The sequence below is a fragment of the gamma proteobacterium symbiont of Scutellera amethystina genome (assembly GCF_059730845.1).
Genome location: NZ_AP035935.1, coordinates 490659 through 506910, shown reverse-complemented (window position 1 = coordinate 506910; position 16252 = coordinate 490659). Strand labels below are relative to the sequence as shown.

The 16252-nt window shown below is 58.2% G+C and carries 18 protein-coding genes; 4 read left to right on the top strand and 14 right to left on the bottom strand.

Going from position 1 to position 16252, the window contains the following annotated elements:
- Positions 1 to 205 precede the first annotated feature (205 nt).
- The 11 genes from AC6I79_RS02435 to pmbA form a co-directional block, all read right to left on the bottom strand.
- Positions 206 to 2116, bottom strand: coding sequence for a BglG family transcription antiterminator (locus AC6I79_RS02435; protein ID WP_498027527.1), 1911 nt, complete (start codon positions 2114 to 2116; stop codon positions 206 to 208).
- A 24-nt stretch (positions 2117 to 2140) separates the two neighbouring features.
- Complete coding sequence (gene dagF, locus AC6I79_RS02430) at positions 2141 to 2878, bottom strand: 2-dehydro-3-deoxy-phosphogluconate aldolase (protein WP_159378459.1); 738 nt, start codon at positions 2876 to 2878, stop codon at positions 2141 to 2143.
- On the bottom strand, positions 2875 to 3996 hold the full coding sequence (locus AC6I79_RS02425; protein WP_058759854.1) for a DgaE family pyridoxal phosphate-dependent ammonia lyase: 1122 nt from the start codon (positions 3994 to 3996) through the stop codon (positions 2875 to 2877). The genes dagF and AC6I79_RS02425 overlap by 4 nt, the downstream gene beginning before the upstream one ends.
- Positions 3980 to 5113 (bottom strand): amidohydrolase/deacetylase family metallohydrolase, encoded by a 1134-nt coding sequence (locus AC6I79_RS02420; RefSeq protein WP_021509723.1) that lies wholly within the window; start codon positions 5111 to 5113, stop codon positions 3980 to 3982. The genes AC6I79_RS02425 and AC6I79_RS02420 overlap by 17 nt, the downstream gene beginning before the upstream one ends.
- A gap of 92 nt (positions 5114 to 5205) precedes the next feature.
- Positions 5206 to 5853 carry a DUF4310 family protein gene (locus AC6I79_RS02415; RefSeq protein ID WP_021509724.1) on the bottom strand — a complete coding sequence of 216 codons (648 nt, stop codon included), beginning with the start codon at positions 5851 to 5853 and terminating at the stop codon, positions 5206 to 5208.
- Positions 5854 to 5865: 12 nt separating this feature from the next.
- Positions 5866 to 6642, bottom strand: coding sequence for a DUF4311 domain-containing protein (locus AC6I79_RS02410; RefSeq protein ID WP_021509725.1), 777 nt, complete (start codon positions 6640 to 6642; stop codon positions 5866 to 5868).
- Positions 6643 to 6667: 25 nt separating this feature from the next.
- The gene (locus tag AC6I79_RS02405; protein ID WP_021509726.1) at positions 6668 to 6964 is read right to left on the bottom strand and encodes a DUF4312 family protein; all 297 of its coding nucleotides are present in this window, start codon (positions 6962 to 6964) and stop codon (positions 6668 to 6670) included.
- A 2-nt stretch (positions 6965 to 6966) separates the two neighbouring features.
- Complete coding sequence (locus tag AC6I79_RS02400) at positions 6967 to 7323, bottom strand: SFCGS family glycine-rich protein (protein WP_021509727.1); 357 nt, start codon at positions 7321 to 7323, stop codon at positions 6967 to 6969.
- A 19-nt stretch (positions 7324 to 7342) separates the two neighbouring features.
- The gene (locus tag AC6I79_RS02395) at positions 7343 to 7681 is read right to left on the bottom strand and encodes a glycine dehydrogenase (protein WP_010617110.1); all 339 of its coding nucleotides are present in this window, start codon (positions 7679 to 7681) and stop codon (positions 7343 to 7345) included.
- 263 nt (positions 7682 to 7944) lie between these two features.
- Complete coding sequence (cybC, locus tag AC6I79_RS02390; RefSeq protein WP_104093859.1) at positions 7945 to 8331, bottom strand: cytochrome b562; 387 nt, start codon at positions 8329 to 8331, stop codon at positions 7945 to 7947.
- Between the two features lie 72 nt (positions 8332 to 8403).
- On the bottom strand, positions 8404 to 9744 hold the full coding sequence (pmbA, locus tag AC6I79_RS02385) for a metalloprotease PmbA (protein ID WP_058775743.1): 1341 nt from the start codon (positions 9742 to 9744) through the stop codon (positions 8404 to 8406).
- Between the two features lie 115 nt (positions 9745 to 9859).
- Here pmbA and yjgA point away from each other — a divergent pair, with 115 nt between their 5' ends.
- Positions 9860 to 10402: a ribosome biogenesis factor YjgA gene (gene yjgA, locus AC6I79_RS02380; RefSeq protein WP_058759857.1), complete on the top strand. Its 543-nt coding sequence runs from the start codon at positions 9860 to 9862 to the stop codon at positions 10400 to 10402.
- A gap of 213 nt (positions 10403 to 10615) precedes the next feature.
- Here the strand turns inward: yjgA and mpl are convergent, their stop codons facing one another.
- Positions 10616 to 11971 carry a UDP-N-acetylmuramate:L-alanyl-gamma-D-glutamyl-meso-diaminopimelate ligase gene (gene mpl, locus AC6I79_RS02375; RefSeq protein ID WP_058759858.1) on the bottom strand — a complete coding sequence of 452 codons (1356 nt, stop codon included), beginning with the start codon at positions 11969 to 11971 and terminating at the stop codon, positions 10616 to 10618.
- 168 nt (positions 11972 to 12139) lie between these two features.
- Here mpl and fbp point away from each other — a divergent pair, with 168 nt between their 5' ends.
- Positions 12140 to 13147: a class 1 fructose-bisphosphatase gene (gene fbp, locus AC6I79_RS02370; RefSeq protein WP_021509731.1), complete on the top strand. Its 1008-nt coding sequence runs from the start codon at positions 12140 to 12142 to the stop codon at positions 13145 to 13147.
- A 176-nt stretch (positions 13148 to 13323) separates the two neighbouring features.
- On the opposite strand, the gene AC6I79_RS02365 is transcribed toward fbp, so the two are convergent.
- A complete protein-coding gene (locus AC6I79_RS02365; protein ID WP_021509732.1) occupies positions 13324 to 13587 on the bottom strand; it encodes a helix-turn-helix domain-containing protein in 264 nt (87 codons plus the stop codon).
- A gap of 91 nt (positions 13588 to 13678) precedes the next feature.
- On the opposite strand from AC6I79_RS02365, the gene AC6I79_RS02360 reads away from it, so the two are divergent.
- Positions 13679 to 13969 (top strand): helix-turn-helix domain-containing protein, encoded by a 291-nt coding sequence (locus AC6I79_RS02360; protein ID WP_021509733.1) that lies wholly within the window; start codon positions 13679 to 13681, stop codon positions 13967 to 13969.
- 97 nt (positions 13970 to 14066) lie between these two features.
- Here AC6I79_RS02360 and AC6I79_RS02355 read toward each other — a convergent pair whose 3' ends face one another.
- Positions 14067 to 15626: a methyl-accepting chemotaxis protein gene (locus AC6I79_RS02355; RefSeq protein ID WP_059012338.1), complete on the bottom strand. Its 1560-nt coding sequence runs from the start codon at positions 15624 to 15626 to the stop codon at positions 14067 to 14069.
- A 172-nt stretch (positions 15627 to 15798) separates the two neighbouring features.
- Between AC6I79_RS02355 and AC6I79_RS02350 the strand changes: the two genes are divergently transcribed.
- On the top strand, positions 15799 to 16212 hold the full coding sequence (locus tag AC6I79_RS02350) for a lysozyme inhibitor LprI family protein (protein ID WP_059012325.1): 414 nt from the start codon (positions 15799 to 15801) through the stop codon (positions 16210 to 16212).
- The last annotated feature ends 40 nt before the right edge of the window (positions 16213 to 16252 follow it).

Sequence of the window (16252 nt, the reverse complement as noted above, 5' to 3'; positions counted from 1 at the left end):
TTTGTGGGCTGGCGGCACTTCGCCCTCACCCCAGCCCTCTCCCGCACGCGGGAGAGGGAGCCGCCCGAACGTGGTTTGAGGGCCAGAATTCAGTCAATCCACCGGGCGCTAAGGATCAGCAACTGAACTCACACGCCGCTGGATCGGTCCCCTCGCCCGCTTGCGGGAGAGGGTTAGGGTGAGGGACAAACCGCACCCATCCCCATCACAACCGGCTCAGACAATCCATTGCCACCGCTTTAAAGCTGACGAAATCAGCGCAGTCGCGCAGTCTTGTCACCGCCCTTTCGCGCAGGAAGGTGACAAACAGATCGTAAATCGCCATCGCCTCTTCGTATTCGCTCTTACTGATCGCCAGCATAAAAATTACCGAAGCCGTCTCATCGCCCCAGCTCACGCCGTGCGGTGCCAGCACGGTATAAACCACGGTTTTTTTAGCCAGTAATCCCAGCGAGTGTGGTAGCGCAATCCCTTCGCCCAGCATGGTACTGACAATCGCTTCACGCTCTTCAACCGAAGGATAAAAATCAGCATCGACATAGCCCTCCGCTTCGAGCCGATCGCACAGCAGGCGGAACAGCGCCGACTGGCTCATTGGCCGGTCGAGCACCATGAAATGCTGCGCGTCGAAGTACTTCTCCAGCATGTAAGGCCGGGTGCGATCCACCAGCACCAGCTTGCCGAGCTGTTCCAGCTGAAACTCCGTAGGGAATGGCGACATCATCACTACCGGCTTGTTCTTCTCGCTGAGCCGCGCGGTTGAAATAACAAAATCTTCATCAATGTGCGCACGCACTTCGTAGTCGCGCTGCGACAGCCGCGCCGTCACCACCAGCTGCGGATATTTGCGCAGCAGCAGCGCCTCGATCATGCGCAGCGTGGAGTTGCCGCTGTCGCAGACCAGCAACACCTGCGGGTGTCGCTGGTAGCCGACATCGTAATGTCGCTCCAGCCCGACGCCGATGTGCAGTACCAGAAAGCCAATTTCGTTTTCGCTGATGGTATACGGCGTGTATTTGCCCCAGCTGGTGACGGCCGCCAGCGTTACATCGTAGGCCATCGGATAGTGCTGTTTGATGTTACTCAGCAGCGGATTGGGAATGTGAATTTGATAGCGCACACGGGTGATCATGGTTTTGATGTGCGTGAGCAGATCGGCGCGCAGCTGCTCATCCTGCTGCAGCCGGTAGTTGTAATGGGTGTTGATGTAGTTAAGCAGGTAATCCACCAGCGCATCCGCGTCATCGGCGTTGATGGTGCTGGGGGCCAGCGCCTGAATCTGCCGCGCCGCAATATTAACGCGCAGCCAGTTCTCTTCGGCCTGCGAGATGCCTTTGCCCACCAGCGGACGCATCAGATTAACCAGATCGTGCGCCGCCTCGCGTATCTCCTCGCCGACATCCTCCGCGCCGGGATCGCTGAGCGGGAAGCCTTCGCTGATGCGGCGCACCGCCACCGCGCAGTAAATCAGCAGATAGCGCTCGCCTTCATCGCTCAGCCGGATGGCGTGCTGCGTGAAGCACTGCGCCAGCAGCGGCTGCAGCTGCGCCAGCATGCCGCTGTGCAGCGCCTCGACCGTCAGCAGCGGGCTGTCCGGCGTCTGCTGGTCGATTTGCCACAGCAGATCGGTCAGGCAGGTGCGAATCGCCGCCTCGCTGCCAAACAGTTTCATACCGTAGCGCGGCTTGGTTTCGATATTGAGATGATAGCGGCCCAGCCACTCGCGCACTTCCGCCATATCGCTCTGCAGCGTGGCGCGGCTGACGAACCACTCTTCCGACAGATCTTCCAGCTTGAGCGAATACGCGGCGGTGAGAAAGCGGCTCAGCAAATAGCGCACCCGATCCTGCGAGGTGCGCGGCACCCGCAGCGGTGCCGCACTCTCCTGCTGCAGGCGGCCGAAGCGCACCGCGTCGTCGATTTTTAGCTGATAGCCCGCGCCGCGCGCCAGCACGAACTGAGCGCCGTGCTGTTCCAGCAGCGCATTGAGCGCGGTGATGTCGGTGCGCACCGTGCGCGTTGAAACGGAAAAACGCCGCGCCAGCTCATCCTGTGGCAGCGTTTCGCTTTGCAGCGCCGCGAAGAGTTGAGCTAAACGCTGATTGGGAAATCTCACGGAGCCTCACCTGTTACTCATTTGTTACAGCAGTTTCTTGCACGTTGCCAGAAGCTGACGCACATCGTCAATGCGCGTGTCGCCGCTGGCGCTATCAATAATTGAGCTGTAAACGTGCGGGATGACTTTACTGACCCCGGCCTCCAGAGCAATCCGCACAATCTCTTCGAAATTACTGAGATCGATACCGCCGGTCGGCTCCAGCCAGAAATCATGGCGCGCACAGGCGTCCGCCACCGCGCGATACTCCTCCACCGCGTTCAGGCCGCCCATCGGGAAATACTTTACCGAACTGCCGCCCATATCCTGCAGCATGGCGATCGCTGTGGCGATCGGCACAATGCCGTCCGCCGCCTGCGAACTGCGCGGACCGGTGGAGATTTTCACCTTGCCCGGCGTGCCGGTTGGTGAAACCAGACCGTTCACGATGGTGTGTGGCTGTCCGAGCAGCGCGCGGCTGGTGGCCACGCCGGTAAAGACCTGATTAACGTGCTGCGGCTGCAGTTCTGCCGAGATTTCACTGACCATCGCCGACTGATTCGGGTCGCCCGCGCCCAGCCCGACCGACAGCGCATTATCAATCAGCGCCGCATACTCGCGCATATCGGCAATCGCGGCCTCATTCGAGGCATAGTTCTTCGACAAAACGCCGACCAGCACATGCCCTTCTGCCGCCTGCCAGATCGCCTGCGCATTCTGCTTTGAACCGGCCAGCACGTTGAGGCACAGACGGCCCTGATAGAAATTGGGGTTAAGATTCATGCGCGTTTTCCTCCGCTGAGCAGCGCCTGGATGCGGCTAAAGATGATGTGCAGCTGTTCCGCGCTGACGCTGCGCACATCCGCTTCGATAATGCCTTCGTTGGCTTTATAGCCGCGGAAATAGATGGCGATGTCGCCGTTTTTCAGCGCCTGCACCAGCTCGCCGGTCGGCCAGCCCGTCACCGCTTCATCAAATTTGATCTCAGCGCGGGCGATATCACGACCGGCCGCATCCCACACCACGCGCGCGCTGACGCCGTTCAGCGTGTTGAGGTTATCGATAAAGGGCGTCATCTTCGCCACCATGTCGGCACCGCTGGTTTTGCTCTGCAGCAGATAGTTTTCAATCGCCTGAGTCAGACCGAGAATGCCCTCTTTGCCAACTTTCATCGCGCGGCCAATGCCGTTGCTCTGGCGTTTCACCCACTCGACGTACTGGCTGCGGCCAATCACCAGGCCGCTGGTTGGCCCTTCAATCGCTTTGGCACCGCTGTAGATCACCAGGTCGGCCCCCATCTGGTAATAGCACTGCAAATCCTCTTCGGCCGCCGCATCGACAATCAGCGGAATACCGTGTTTGCGCGCGACTACTGCCGCCTGTTCGACGCTGAGATGGCTTTTCTGCACACAGTGATGCGACTTGACGTACAGCAGCGCCGCGGTGGTCGGCGTGATGGCCGCCGCCAGCTGTTCTGGCGAGCACTCGTTGCTGTAGCCGGCCTCAATCAGGCGTCCGCCGCCCAGCGCCACCATGCTGCCCACCGGCGCGCCGTAGTTCACGTTATGGCCTTTCGGCACCACAATGTCGTGCGGCACGCTGAGCGGCGCGGCGTGCAGGTTATCCAGCAGCCAGTCGTTATCTTTAACGATCACCGCCGCTACGCACTGGGCAATACCGGCCGAGGCGCAGGACACCACCACCGCGTTTTCGACTTCCAGCAGGCGCGCGATGTAGGCACCGGTTTTGTTGACCAGATCTTTGATCTCAAAGTAGTGATTGAGGCCGTAGCTGACGGTATCCACCACGTCGGCGGACGGCGTCGACACGCCAAGAATGGTCATACGGCCGGAGGCGTTGATCACCTGTTTCAGGTCATATTTCTCATAAATCGAAGACATGATGCGCTTTCCCTTCCTCAGTCAGATGCCACTGGCCCGCGATCACCACGGCCAGCGGCAGCAAATGTTGCTCACCCGTGACCCGTTCGCCTTCAGCATCGACGAACGGGCGGGCTTCCTCTTTGACGGTAAAAATGGTCAGATCGGCGTCATAACCGGCGGTCAGATGCCCTTTACCGGCCAGACGCAGACCCGCTGCGGCATTAACGGTGACGCAGGCGATCACCTGCGGCAGCGTCATGCCGATGGAGAAAAATTTCGACATCACGTGCGCCAGGCTGTGCACCGGGCCGTTGATGCGGTTGCGACAATAGATATCGGAGCTGATGGTGTCCGGCAGAATGCCCTGGGCAATCGCCTCGCGCGCCACCGCAAAACTGAAGCTGGCGCTGCCGTGGCCGATATCCAGCTTCACGCCGCGCGCGATCGCCTGCTTTACCGCCGCTTTCAGCTCGCCCTGCGGTGACAGAATGCGGTTCGGCTTGCCGTTGAAGCAGTGAGTGATGATGTCGCCGGAAGTGAGCAGCGCGGCGATCTCCTCCAGCACTGGCGGGTTGTTACCGATGTGCACCATCAGTGGCAGATTGCCCGCCGCCTGCTGAATGGCTTTGGCGCGCACCAGCGGCTGAATGCCGTTGTCGCCGACCACGCTGCTGCTCATGCGTGCCTTCAGGCCGACGATAAAGTCCGGGCGACGCTGTACCGCCTGCACCACCGCTTCGCCATCAATCTGCGCCATGTCGGCCAGCTCGTTCTGCGTGACGATGCCGGTGCGCGAGATGTTGATCAGTGCGCGCACTTCGGTCTTCGCGCTGCGCGTCAGCTGATAAAAGTCGTCGATGTGATCGGCACCGGTGCTGCCCGCATCCACCACGGTGGTGACGCCCTGCGCCACGCCAATCGCGTCGGCTTCGTCGTGGTAAATCGGTGATTTGGGATAGCAGTGTACGTGGCTGTCAATCCAGCCGGCGCTGACGTAGTAGCGGCCGCCGAGATCGCGCTCCTGTTGCGCTGCGCCGTCCACCTTACCGACCGCCGCGATTTTGCCGGCGCGAATCGCGATATCCACCAGCTGTTCATCACACAGACGCGCGCGGCGCAGAATCAGATCAAACATAAAACCCCCATTTACAGAGCGCACATGCCGTAGCGGCGCAATTTATTGCGCGATAAATCGCGCCGCTACGGGATTGTGCAGCCATTTCGCACTTACAGCGAAACCGGGAAGATAGCGCCGAGCACCATGGCACCGAGAATTGCGCCGCCGGTAATCGGCTTGTTCCACAGGTAGAACAGCAGCGCACCGACCAGCGAACCGAGGCCGATCGGAATTGACGCCGCCATAGCGGACAGAATAATCAGTGGACCAAGGAAGCGACCGGACGCATTCCCGGCGCCCATCATTACGTCCGCGCCGTAGGTGGAATCGCTCTGGTTGATGGTGAATTTACGCGCGAGGATAATTACGTAGCCAATCGCCACGCCAATCACCAGCCCGGTTGCCAGCGAGGCGGCAAAGTTCGCCACCGGAAACACGATACCGGCTCCCAGCAGCAGCGCTGGCACACCGAGGCCGACGCCGGTCTGAATCGCGCCGCCGATATCCAGAATCCCTACCAGCGAGCCTTCAATGATGCGCGCAAACAGGAAGCTGGCACCAAACGCCGCCACCGCGCCGTACACGCCGGTTTCCATGCCGGAGCGCAGCATCGAAACGAATGCCACTTCGTTAAAAGCACCGATGCCGTACAGGTAGTACATGTGCGTCCCGGCGAATACGCCGGAGGAGAGCAGGCCGACAAACAGCGGGAAAGACCAGTCGGCGTACCAGAACCCTTTGTTTTCGTTCTCGTTCATGCTGAAGGCTCCTTATTTGCCGCTCAGGCTGTTGTGGATCATGTCGAGCCAGCCAGGGATGCCGAGCTGGAAGGATTGCAGCAGTTTCACATCGAAGCCACGGAAGAAGCCGCTCAGCACAAACAGCAGAACAATCGCAGCCATCATCACTTTGGTGACTTTGTTCCAGCCGCTCTCTTCCACGCCTTTACCGATCAGAATGCCCAGCACCAGACCCGGCACGGCGTTACCCATGATCAACTGCGCCAGACCACCAAAAATGGTTGCCCAGAAGCCCGATTTCTTACCGGCATCTATCGCCGCCAGCCAGAAGATCACCGGCATCACCGTGTTCACCAGCAGATTCGCCGCCGGCACCAGCACTTTTACCGCGGTCACCTGCAGCGCAGCCGGTACGGCGGAAGCAGTACTGTTCAGGAAGGCCACCACGATCATGCCGATGATGCCGCAGGCAATCGCCATGCGTTTCGGGTTATGCAGCGTTTCCGCGACGTTGCGGTTCTTTACCATCAGTGCGGCCGCGCCCCAGTTCGGCAGAATGCGGTGATCCACATCCTGCGTGAAGGAGCCCGCGGCAACGGAGGATGCCCAGGCGTTAAAGAAGAAGCCGAGACCAAAGGAGAAGTGCGAAGCCGGATCGCCCTCGCAGGAGTTGAGCTCGCCCAGCGTACGGAAGGCACCCATCCCCTGCGTGACGGGCGCGTGGAACATGCGCGCCGCGCCCGCTCCAACGCCCACGCCGACTAATCCACCTATGATCAACGACTTAAACAAAATGATTAAAAACATATTGTTACCCTTGTTGTCGTTATTCTTACGTTGCTGTGAAGGTCACGCTCTCGGTGTCGATCACAGTGACGCTGACGGTAATTTCCAGCTCCACGCTGTAATTCCGCCGTTCACGCGCGAGGAAGAAGAACAGAAATTTCTCCTTCCGCACGCTCTCCTGCGCGCGCAGCACCCGCACATCGAGCGGTTCAATGCGCAACAGAATTTTCTGGCTGGTGCGCAGCACCTGCTGCTGCACCTTGCTGAGCGCATCGGCGAAGGCTTTTGCTTTGCTGTCGCCTTTGCCCTGCACCGTGACCTGCGTCTCATACTGTTGTTTCATGCTTAGCTGCCGTGTTTTTTATTCCAGGCCTGAACCAGACGCTCACCCAGCTCTTCTTTATCCATGAAGCCAAAACCGAGCACGGTGGCGCCTTCGTTGATGGCGGTTACCCCTTCGTCAACCGAACGCATGCCGTGTTTGGCTTTGTAGCCGTACTTGTTCTGCGCGGTGATGGCACCGGCGCCGCCGCTGCCGCAGAAGGAGATGCCGAAATCAGCGTTTTCCGCCTTCATCACATCGCCCAGTTTCATATCCGCCGCCACGCCCGGCACCACTACTGCCCGGCCGCCGGCTTTTTCCACGCCCGCTGCCACTTTCTGTCCTTTACCCAGACGATCGCCAATCACTACCGTTACCATATTCTGTTCCTCTCTCAATTCATGCTTCGTTCGATTTCGCCACTTCGATATGCACCGACAGCAGCCAGGCTTCTTCGACAGGCAAATTGCCAAACAGATCCACCACCTGCTGCGCCAGCGCCATGGTCTCAGGCGAGATGTCCTCAAACAGTTCGGCTTCGACGTCCGGCAGCGCCTCTCCGGTGAGAGAGCGAGCCGCCATGGCGCGGACATGTGAGGCCAGCATTTGCTGTTGCACCGCATTGGCTGCAATGTGGTGCGCGGCATACAGCGCCGCGATTTGATTCATCACCTTATCCGCCAGCGCCTGGATTGCCTCCGGCGTGCTCGGTTTCAGCGGGACAGCATCACTCCTCACCTTGTTACTCCTGTTTACAGCGGACAATGTCAGATAATTCGCGTTGAGAAGAAATTACGCTGTCCGCCTGGCGGTGTGGAGACGCAACATTTCCACCTCAAAGTGGAAATCCCACGGGCGACTGTGCGCCAGATCGCACGATGCACGAACTATGCGAGATCGCTCACGAAATGCGTGAAATGAGGTAAAGAGCGGGATAAAAACGGTGGAATGACGCGAGGCCGCGGCAGGAATAAGGCCAGCCTGCAGGCTGGCCCGGTTTATCAGCGGAATTTCTTATGGTTGGCGTTACGGATATCTTCCAGTTTCTTCGCTTCGGTTTTCGCCTCGTCCAGCTTGTTAGCCTGCGCCAGCTGGTCGACAACGTCAATCTGGGCAATCAGTGAGTCCAGACCGGCGTGGTAATCCTTGATCTGTGCGCTGTCAGCGCCCTGACCTTCCAGTTTTTCCGGCGTGGATTTTTTTGCATCCTGCGCAGCGGCACGCATCTTGCCCAGTGCAGCGTGCATTTCCTGCGCGTCAGAGGTTTTCTTAACGACACTCAGCCCGTCTTTCAGAGTATCCATATCCTGCTCCAGGTCAGCCGCGAACAGGCTGGCTGAAGAGAACAGCAACGACAAAGACAACACAGCAATCACATGCTTACGCATAACGTTTTCCTTTAATTATTATCAGGCGAAAAAAAAGCAGCCGCTGTGGGCTGCTTTCATCAAGCGATGTCTTTATTGTCCGGCGATTTTCATCTCCGGCAGCAGCACCGATCCGCATTGTATATTGCTGCGCGTTTCAATGTCGTTACCGACCGTTACCATATTGAGCCACATATCTTTGAGGTTGCCCGCAATTGTGATCTCGCTCACAGGGTATTGAATTTCACCGTTTTCAACCCAGAAGCCCGCCGCACCGCGCGAGTAGTCGCCGGTCATGGCGCTGACGCTGGAACCCATCATCTCGGTAACGATCAAACCGCGTCCCATCTGCTTCACCAGATCGTCAAAGCTGTGGCCCTGACCGGCGATGCGCCAGTTATGAATGCCGCCCGCGTGGCCGGTGCTTTGCAGGCCGAGCTTACGCGCCGAATAGCTGGTCAGCAGCCAGTTCTGCAGCACGCCATCTTTCACGATTTCGCGCGCTTCGGTGCGTACGCCTTCGCTGTCGAACGGCGTCGACGCCAGCCCTTTCAGCAGGTGCGGCTTCTCTTCAATCGTCAGCCACGACGGCAGAATCTGCTGGCCCAGCGCGTCGAGCAGGAAGGTGGATTTGCGGTAAACGCTGCTGCCGCTGATCATGCCCACCAGATGGCCGAACAGGCCAGTGGCCACTTCCGGCGCAAACAGCACCGGCGCTTTCATGGTTGGCAGCTTACGCGGCGAAAGACGTGCCAGCACGCGGCGCGCGCACTCCGCGCCCACCCAGTCGGCGCTTTGCAGATCGCCCATCGCGCGGCCAATGGTATAGGCGTAGTCGCGCTCCATGTCACCATTGTGCTCGGCAATGACGCAGCTCGACAGCGAATGCCGGCTCGAGCAGTAGCTCTGCAGCATGCCGTGGCTGTTACCAAAGACTTTGATGCCGACGTGGCTGTTAAAGCTGCCACCTTCGGTATTGGTGATGCGCTTATCAGCCTGCAGCGCGGCCTGCTCGGCCTGCGCGGCCAGCTCAATGGCGCGATCGGCGTCGATCTCCCACGGGTGATAGAGATCGAGATCCGGCGCCTCGAACGCCAGCAGATCGCGCTCGGCCGGCGCAGCACAGGGATCGGGCGAGGTGTAGCGCGCGATATCGATCGCCGCCTGCACGGTGCGCTTAATCGCGTCCGGGCTGAGATCGGTCGAGGAAGCACTGCCTTTGCGGTTTTGGTGATAGACGGTGATGCCAAGCGCGCCATCGCTGTTGAATTCGACGTTTTCCACTTCGCCGTAGCGGGTACTGACACCGATTCCGGTGGTTTTGGTGACCGCCACTTCTGCTCCGTCGGTGCTGGCTTGCGCCAGTTCCAGCGCCTGCGCGACAGCCTGTTCCAACACTTTACGTTGTTCTGCAACCTGAGTAGATACGTTCATCGACCTGCCGTCTAATCTTAAGTATGAATTTATTGAGTCTATCAGACTCAGAGAACAATTTCGCAGTCGCCCGATAAACTGGTAGGATTAGCCTCTTTTTTTAGGGAGCCAACAGATGACGAAGCAGCCCGAAGACTGGCTCGACGATGTGCCGGATAATCAGGAAGAAGAAGACGAAGAGATTATCTGGGTCAGTAAAAGTGAAATTAAACGCGACGCCGAGGAGCTGAAACGCCTGGGCGCCGAGTTAGTGGATTTAGGGAAAAACTCCCTGGATAAGATCCCGCTTGATGAACAGCTGCGTGACGCCATTGAACTGGCGCAGCGCATTAAGAAGGAAGGCCGCCGCCGCCAGCTGCAGCTGATTGGTAAAATGCTGCGTCAGCGCGACGAAGAGCCAATCCGCCTGGCGCTGGATAAGCTGAAGAACCGCCACAACCAGCAGGTTGCGCTGTTCCATAAGCTGGAGCAGCTGCGCGATCGGCTGATTGAACAGGGTGATGACGCGGTGGCGGAAGTGCTGAATCTCTATCCGCACGCTGACCGTCAGCAGCTGCGCAGTATGATCCGCAACGCGCAGAAAGAGAAAGCCGCCAGTAAGCCGCCAAAAGCCGCCCGCCAGATTTTCCAGTACCTGCGCGAGCTGGCTGAAGCGTAAGTCCGCTGCGGACGGCTGCCCTGCCCTCACCCTAACCCTCTCCCGCAAGCGGGAGAGGGGATATAAAGTACAGTGCCGGGTTAGAAGCAGAGTGCTGAGGTAGCTGAGGACGAGCGCTGGATGTGACGTCCGCACCGGGCGACCCCTTCTCCCGCTTGCGGGAGAAGGCTGGGATGAGGGCAGATCGCCTCTCGGCCCTAAACCGGCCACGCATTACTTACCTAACCGCTCCAGCAGTTTCTGATGAATCCCGCCAAAGCCGCCGTTGCTCATCACCAGAATCGAATCACCCGGCTGCGCCGCTTTAGCCACCATCTCCACCAGCGTATCAATGTCCGCGCTCCAGTGCGCCGGCTGAATGCAGGCGTCCGCAACGTCCGCAACCTGCCACGGAATGTGGTGCGGCTGGAACAGGAACACCTCATCGGCACGCCCTAACGAAGGGGCCAGTTCGTTCTTGCTCACGCCCATCTTCATGGTATTAGAGCGCGGCTCAAGCACCGCCAGAATGCGTGCGGTGCCGCCGACTTTACTGCGCAGCGCCGCCAGCGTAGCGAGAATCGCCGTTGGGTGATGGGCAAAATCGTCATACACCTTAATCGCGTTCACTTCGCCGCGTAGCTCGAGGCGACGACGCGCGTTAATAAAGCTGTTCAGCGCCTCACCGGCATCGCACGGCTTCACGCCAACGTGACGTGCGGCGGCAATCGCCATCAGGCCGTTGTGCATGTTGTGTTCGCCGACCAGCGCCCAGTTCACTTCCGCCACTTTCTCGCCGTCGAGCCAGGCTTCCCAGCGCGAGGCATCCGGCACCAGCTTCTTCGCCTGCCAGCGACCGTTATCGCCCACGCTCTCCTGCTCGCTCCAGCAGCCCATCGCCATCACCTGCTTAATGTTGTGATCGTGTTCCGGCAGCAGGATCTTGCCCTGACCCGGCACGATGCGCACCAGATGGTGGAACTGCTTCTGGATCGCCCGCAGATCGTCGAAGATGTCGGCATGATCGAACTCAAGATTGTTGAGGATCAGCGTGCGCGGGCAGTAGTGTACAAACTTGGAACGCTTGTCGAAAAACGCGCAATCGTACTCATCTGCTTCAATGACGAAGAATGGACTTTTTCCTAATTTTGCCGATACGTCGAAGTTACCCGGCACCCCACCAATAATAAAGCCCGGTTCCAGGCCGCAGGCCTCGAGAATCCACGCTGCCATGCCGGCTGTGGTGGTTTTGCCATGGGTACCGGCCACCGCCAGCACCCAGCGATCGCGCAGCACGAAATCGTGCAGCCATTGCGGTCCGGAGAGGTAAGGAATGTTGCGTTCCAGCACCGCTTCCACGCACGGGTTGCCGCGCGTCATGGCGTTGCCGATGATTACCAGGTCCGGTGCCGGCTCCAGCTGCGAGGCGTCGTAACCTTCAGTTAATTCAATGCCTTGCTGTTGCAGCAGCGTGCTCATCGGCGGATAGACATTGGCATCTGAACCGGTCACTTCGTGTCCGAGCGAGCGGGCCAGCATCGCCAGTCCGCCCATAAAAGTGCCACAAATCCCAAGGATGTGAATGCGCATAAAAAGATCCATTACTCAAAAGTTCGGCGCACAGTGTAACGCCGAGTCCGGAGGGAAGAAACGGATTAGGACTATGGTTTTTGAAGTTCAATCGGCTAAACTGCGTACGCATACGTTGGTAGCTTGTTACAGCTGCTGCCACTCCATCGTAGATTCAGGGAATGTGTTATGAAAACGTTAGGCGAATTCATCGTCGAGAAGCAACACGACTTTCCTCACGCCACAGGTGAACTGACGGCGCTGATTTCCTCCATCAAGCTGGGCGCAAAAATCATCCACCGCGACATCAACAAAGCGGGTCTGGTGGATATTCTCGGTGCCAGCGGCGTAGAGAACGTGCAGGGTGAGCAGCAGATGAAGCTGGATCTGTTCGCTAACGAAAAGCTGAAAGCGGCACTGAAGGCGCGCGGTGTGGTCGCGGGGATTGCTTCCGAAGAAGAAGATGAGTTTGTCATCTTTGAAGGTTCGGAGAACGGTAAGTACGTAGTATTAATGGACCCGCTGGATGGTTCTTCGAACATCGACGTTAACGTTTCCGTCGGCACCATTTTCTCGATTTATCATCGTATTAGCGAGCCAGGCACGCCGATCACTGAAGCCGATTTCATGCAACCGGGCCACAAGCAGGTTGCCGCAGGTTACGTGGTGTACGGTTCCTCAACCATGATGGTGTACACCACCGGCGTGGGCGTTCATGCCTTCACTTACGATCCGTCGCTCGGCGTGTTCTGCCTGAGCCACGAACGCATGACCTTCCCGGAAAAAGGCTACACCTACTCGATCAACGAAGGGAATTACATCCGCTTCCCGCAGGGCGTGAAAAAGTACCTGAAGTTCTGCCAGGAAGAAGATGTTTCAACGAAGCGCCCTTACACCTCGCGCTACATCGGTTCACTGGTGGCGGATTTCCACCGCAACCTGCTGAAAGGCGGCATTTATCTCTATCCCAGCACCGCCAGCCACCCGAAAGGCAAGCTGCGCCTGCTGTATGAATGCAACCCGATGGCCTTCCTCGCCGAACAGGCGGGCGGTAAAGCCAGCGACGGTAAAAACCGTATCCTCGATATTCAGCCGGAAACGCTGCACCAGCGCTGCCCGTTCTTCTGCGGTAATGATGCGATGGTCGACGACGTGGAACGCTTTATGCGTGAGTTCCCGGACGAACATCAGGCATAAGTAAGCGGGCATTTAAAATGCCTGCGTGTGATGCCTGCCAGTCAATGATTTTCGGTCGCCATTAATGGCGACCCTACAGGTTGATGGCACGGTTTATGTTGGGTGCGCATTTATGCGCACCGGCATACAGAGATTAATTGCAATTAAATCGGCACTACGCCGTTGCCCAGGCTTACTTATTTTTTATTTCTGATTCTTGCCTGTCGATTAATTAATTCACCATTCTCCGCATAATAACGACTCGGCCAGATCTCAGCCGGCGAAATACCAATTGCTTCGGCAATAATTAATTCCCCTTTCGGCCACGGACGCGCCAGCGCATTGGCTAACGTGGTGGAACATAATCCCGCCTGTCGGGATAACGCCGCCATTGAGGTTCCCTTTTTACGCAGCGCCGCAATGATATCGGCCGGATGCCAGTCTGACTTCGCATTATTCACGCAACTCTCCTTAGTTCGCTTATCCATTCCCGTAACGATACTACGTTACTCGTAGTATCTGACAAGCGCTAAATCTACGATTCTCGTAGTCATGAAACCGACCTCCTCGCTGCAAGACACTTTTTGTCGACGCCTGAAACAAGCGCGTCTGGCGAAAGGTTTGTCGCAGAAAGGATTGGGTATTGCCGCAGGGATTGAAGAGTTTTCTGCCAGCGCGCGTATTAATCGCTATGAACTGGGCGTGCATAAACCGGATTTATTAACGCTGCAATTACTGGCGCAGGTGCTGGAAGTGCCGGCAGCCTATTTCCTGGCGGAAGATGATCGGCTGGCAGCCATGATTCTGGCATTTCCCGCCGGTCTGAACAGCGGTGCACCATAAGACGCACCGCGTAAATTACCGCGTTATCTTCTCCCGCGTCGCCATCCATCAGGGCGAACGCAGGCAACGTTACCGGTCATCACTGACCCCACCCTGATTATGCTGTCGCCACGCGGAACTGTGCCATAGATGCCTGCAACTGCTGCGACTGCGCTTCCAGCGACTGCGTAGCGGCGCTGGCCTGCTCCACCAGCGCGGCGTTTTGCTGCGCGGCTTCATCCATCTGCGTCACCGCCTGGTTAACCTGTTCAATACCGCGGCTCTGCTCTTCCGAGGCGATGGAGATCTCCTTCATCAGCGCGGTAACCCGCATCACTTCGCTGGAGATCTCATCCATGGTTTCGCCGGCGCGCGTGGCCATGTCGCTGCCCTCTTTGACCCGCGTCTGTGATTCGCTGATCAACTCACGAATCTCTTTGGCGGCGCTGGCGCTGCGCCCGGCCAGGGTGCGCACTTCGTTGGCAACCACGGCAAAACCGCGCCCCTGCTCACCGGCACGCGCCGCTTCCACCGAAGCGTTGAGCGCCAGGATGTTGGTCTGGAACGCAATGCCGTCGATCACGCTGAGAATATCGGCGATCCGATCGGAGCTGTGGGTGATCTCACGCATCTTCTCCATCACGTAGCACACCACTTCCGCGCCGCGGTCGGCGGTATCGGACACGCTACTTGCCAGCTGATTGGCCTGCTGCGCGTTGCTGGCGTTAAGCCGGACGGTAGCCGTGAGCTGCTCCATGCTGGCGGCAGTCTGTTCCAGCGAAGCCGCCGACTCTTCCGTGCGCTGCGACAGATGCACCGTGCCCGCGGACAGCTCGCGGCTGCCGACGTCAATCTGCAGGCTGGCTTCACGCACCTGGCTGACCGAGTTGCGCAGCGCCAGCTGCATTCCCGTCAGCGCCTGGTTCAGACGGCCGATTTCGTTATTGGCCGCTGCCGGCAGCGGCTGCGACAGATCGCCGGCTGCAATCTGCTCCAGATGCTGGATTGCCCCGTCCAGCGGACGCAATAGCGCGCGGCGCAGCAGCAGCCAGGCCAGTGCAATCAGCAACAGAGTCAGCGCGACGGCGACGCCAATCATGATCTTCATCTGCAGTTCGTTGTGCGCCGCTGCCGCCAGACGTGCGGCAGAGACCTCGTCGGCATACAGGCTGAAGTCATTCACTGCCTTCGAATAGTTAGCCGCCAGCTGCGACAGATTGCCTTCCAGCACCTGGTAATACTCATCGGTATACTGCTTTTGCAGCGCATCCATCATGGGTGCCATGGCACCTTTTTGATACGCGCTGAACGCGGCCGCGACCGCATCGGCGAGGCTTTTGCCCTGCGCGGTAACGGTACCGGCATCAATAAACGCGGTGAGATGGCGTTGCGAGCTGGCGACATCCGCCTGCGCCTGTTTGGTGACGGTCGCACCCTCGTCCAGCAGGCCGATTTCGATTTTGCGCACCGCCAGCGCGGCGCTGGCGCGGGCACGCATCAAATCGGCGTTGCTCTGATACAGGCTGTTGAGTTCAATGCCCTGAATACGGTTGATGGCGTCAAGTGACTGGTTGCCGGAATTGATGGCGTAGATGCCCATAGCGCTCACTGCCAGCAGCAGCAGCGTCATAAAGGCCAGAAGAGAGAGTAAAGCCGTGCGTATAGATAGCTGTGTGATCATGATAATTCCCGTGCGCTTTAAAAAAGGGAGAATCCAGTAGCCCTAAAACGGAGAGATTATCGGCAGTGACCGGGGGAAACTTTATCCTTCATTGATGGTCAACCTGATTACGATCATCTACGCTTCAGATTTCCTGAAGTTCGTAGCGCTAAAAGCAAGGAATGTAACGATGAAAAAATGGCTTCCGCTTGCCTGTCTGTTCGCGTCCAGCGTGGCAATGGCACAGCAAAACCCTATCGATCAGCAGCTCAATCAATGCCTGAATAAAGAGTCCAGCACCACCGGCATGTCGCAGTGCTACAGCACGGCCAATAAGGCGTGGGACAAAGAGATGAATGCGCAATATAGTCAGCTGATGAAGAAATTAACCGGTGAGCCCAAAGACAAACTGCGCAATGCGCAGCGCGCCTGGCTGGCCTACCGTGATAGCTGGACCGATGCCAGCCGCAGCTATTTCCTCAGCAGTCAGGGCTCCATGGCGGCGCTGTCAGTGGGCGCGCAGGGCGTCAGTCTGGTGCGCAACCAGGCACTGATGCTGCAATCAATCAACAAAGGCAGTTGCGCCAATCCCGATGATTGTTGATAAATGGGGGCGTTAAACACGCTTAGCGCTGGCCACGGTC

Coding starts and splice junctions, on each gene's coding strand:
- dagF (WP_159378459.1), bottom strand. CDS start 2,878: ATGAATCTTAACCCCAATTTCTATCAGGGCCGTCTGTGCCTCAACGTG.
- AC6I79_RS02425 (WP_058759854.1), bottom strand. CDS start 3,996: ATGTCTTCGATTTATGAGAAATATGACCTGAAACAGGTGATCAACGCC.
- AC6I79_RS02420 (WP_021509723.1), bottom strand. CDS start 5,113: ATGTTTGATCTGATTCTGCGCCGCGCGCGTCTGTGTGATGAACAGCTG.
- AC6I79_RS02415 (WP_021509724.1), bottom strand. CDS start 5,853: ATGAACGAGAACGAAAACAAAGGGTTCTGGTACGCCGACTGGTCTTTC.
- AC6I79_RS02410 (WP_021509725.1), bottom strand. CDS start 6,642: ATGTTTTTAATCATTTTGTTTAAGTCGTTGATCATAGGTGGATTAGTC.
- AC6I79_RS02405 (WP_021509726.1), bottom strand. CDS start 6,964: ATGAAACAACAGTATGAGACGCAGGTCACGGTGCAGGGCAAAGGCGAC.
- AC6I79_RS02400 (WP_021509727.1), bottom strand. CDS start 7,323: ATGGTAACGGTAGTGATTGGCGATCGTCTGGGTAAAGGACAGAAAGTG.
- cybC (WP_104093859.1), bottom strand. CDS start 8,331: ATGCGTAAGCATGTGATTGCTGTGTTGTCTTTGTCGTTGCTGTTCTCT.
- pmbA (WP_058775743.1), bottom strand. CDS start 9,744: ATGAACGTATCTACTCAGGTTGCAGAACAACGTAAAGTGTTGGAACAG.
- yjgA (WP_058759857.1), top strand. CDS start 9,860: ATGACGAAGCAGCCCGAAGACTGGCTCGACGATGTGCCGGATAATCAG.
- mpl (WP_058759858.1), bottom strand. CDS start 11,971: ATGCGCATTCACATCCTTGGGATTTGTGGCACTTTTATGGGCGGACTG.
- fbp (WP_021509731.1), top strand. CDS start 12,140: ATGAAAACGTTAGGCGAATTCATCGTCGAGAAGCAACACGACTTTCCT.
- AC6I79_RS02360 (WP_021509733.1), top strand. CDS start 13,679: ATGAAACCGACCTCCTCGCTGCAAGACACTTTTTGTCGACGCCTGAAA.
- AC6I79_RS02350 (WP_059012325.1), top strand. CDS start 15,799: ATGAAAAAATGGCTTCCGCTTGCCTGTCTGTTCGCGTCCAGCGTGGCA.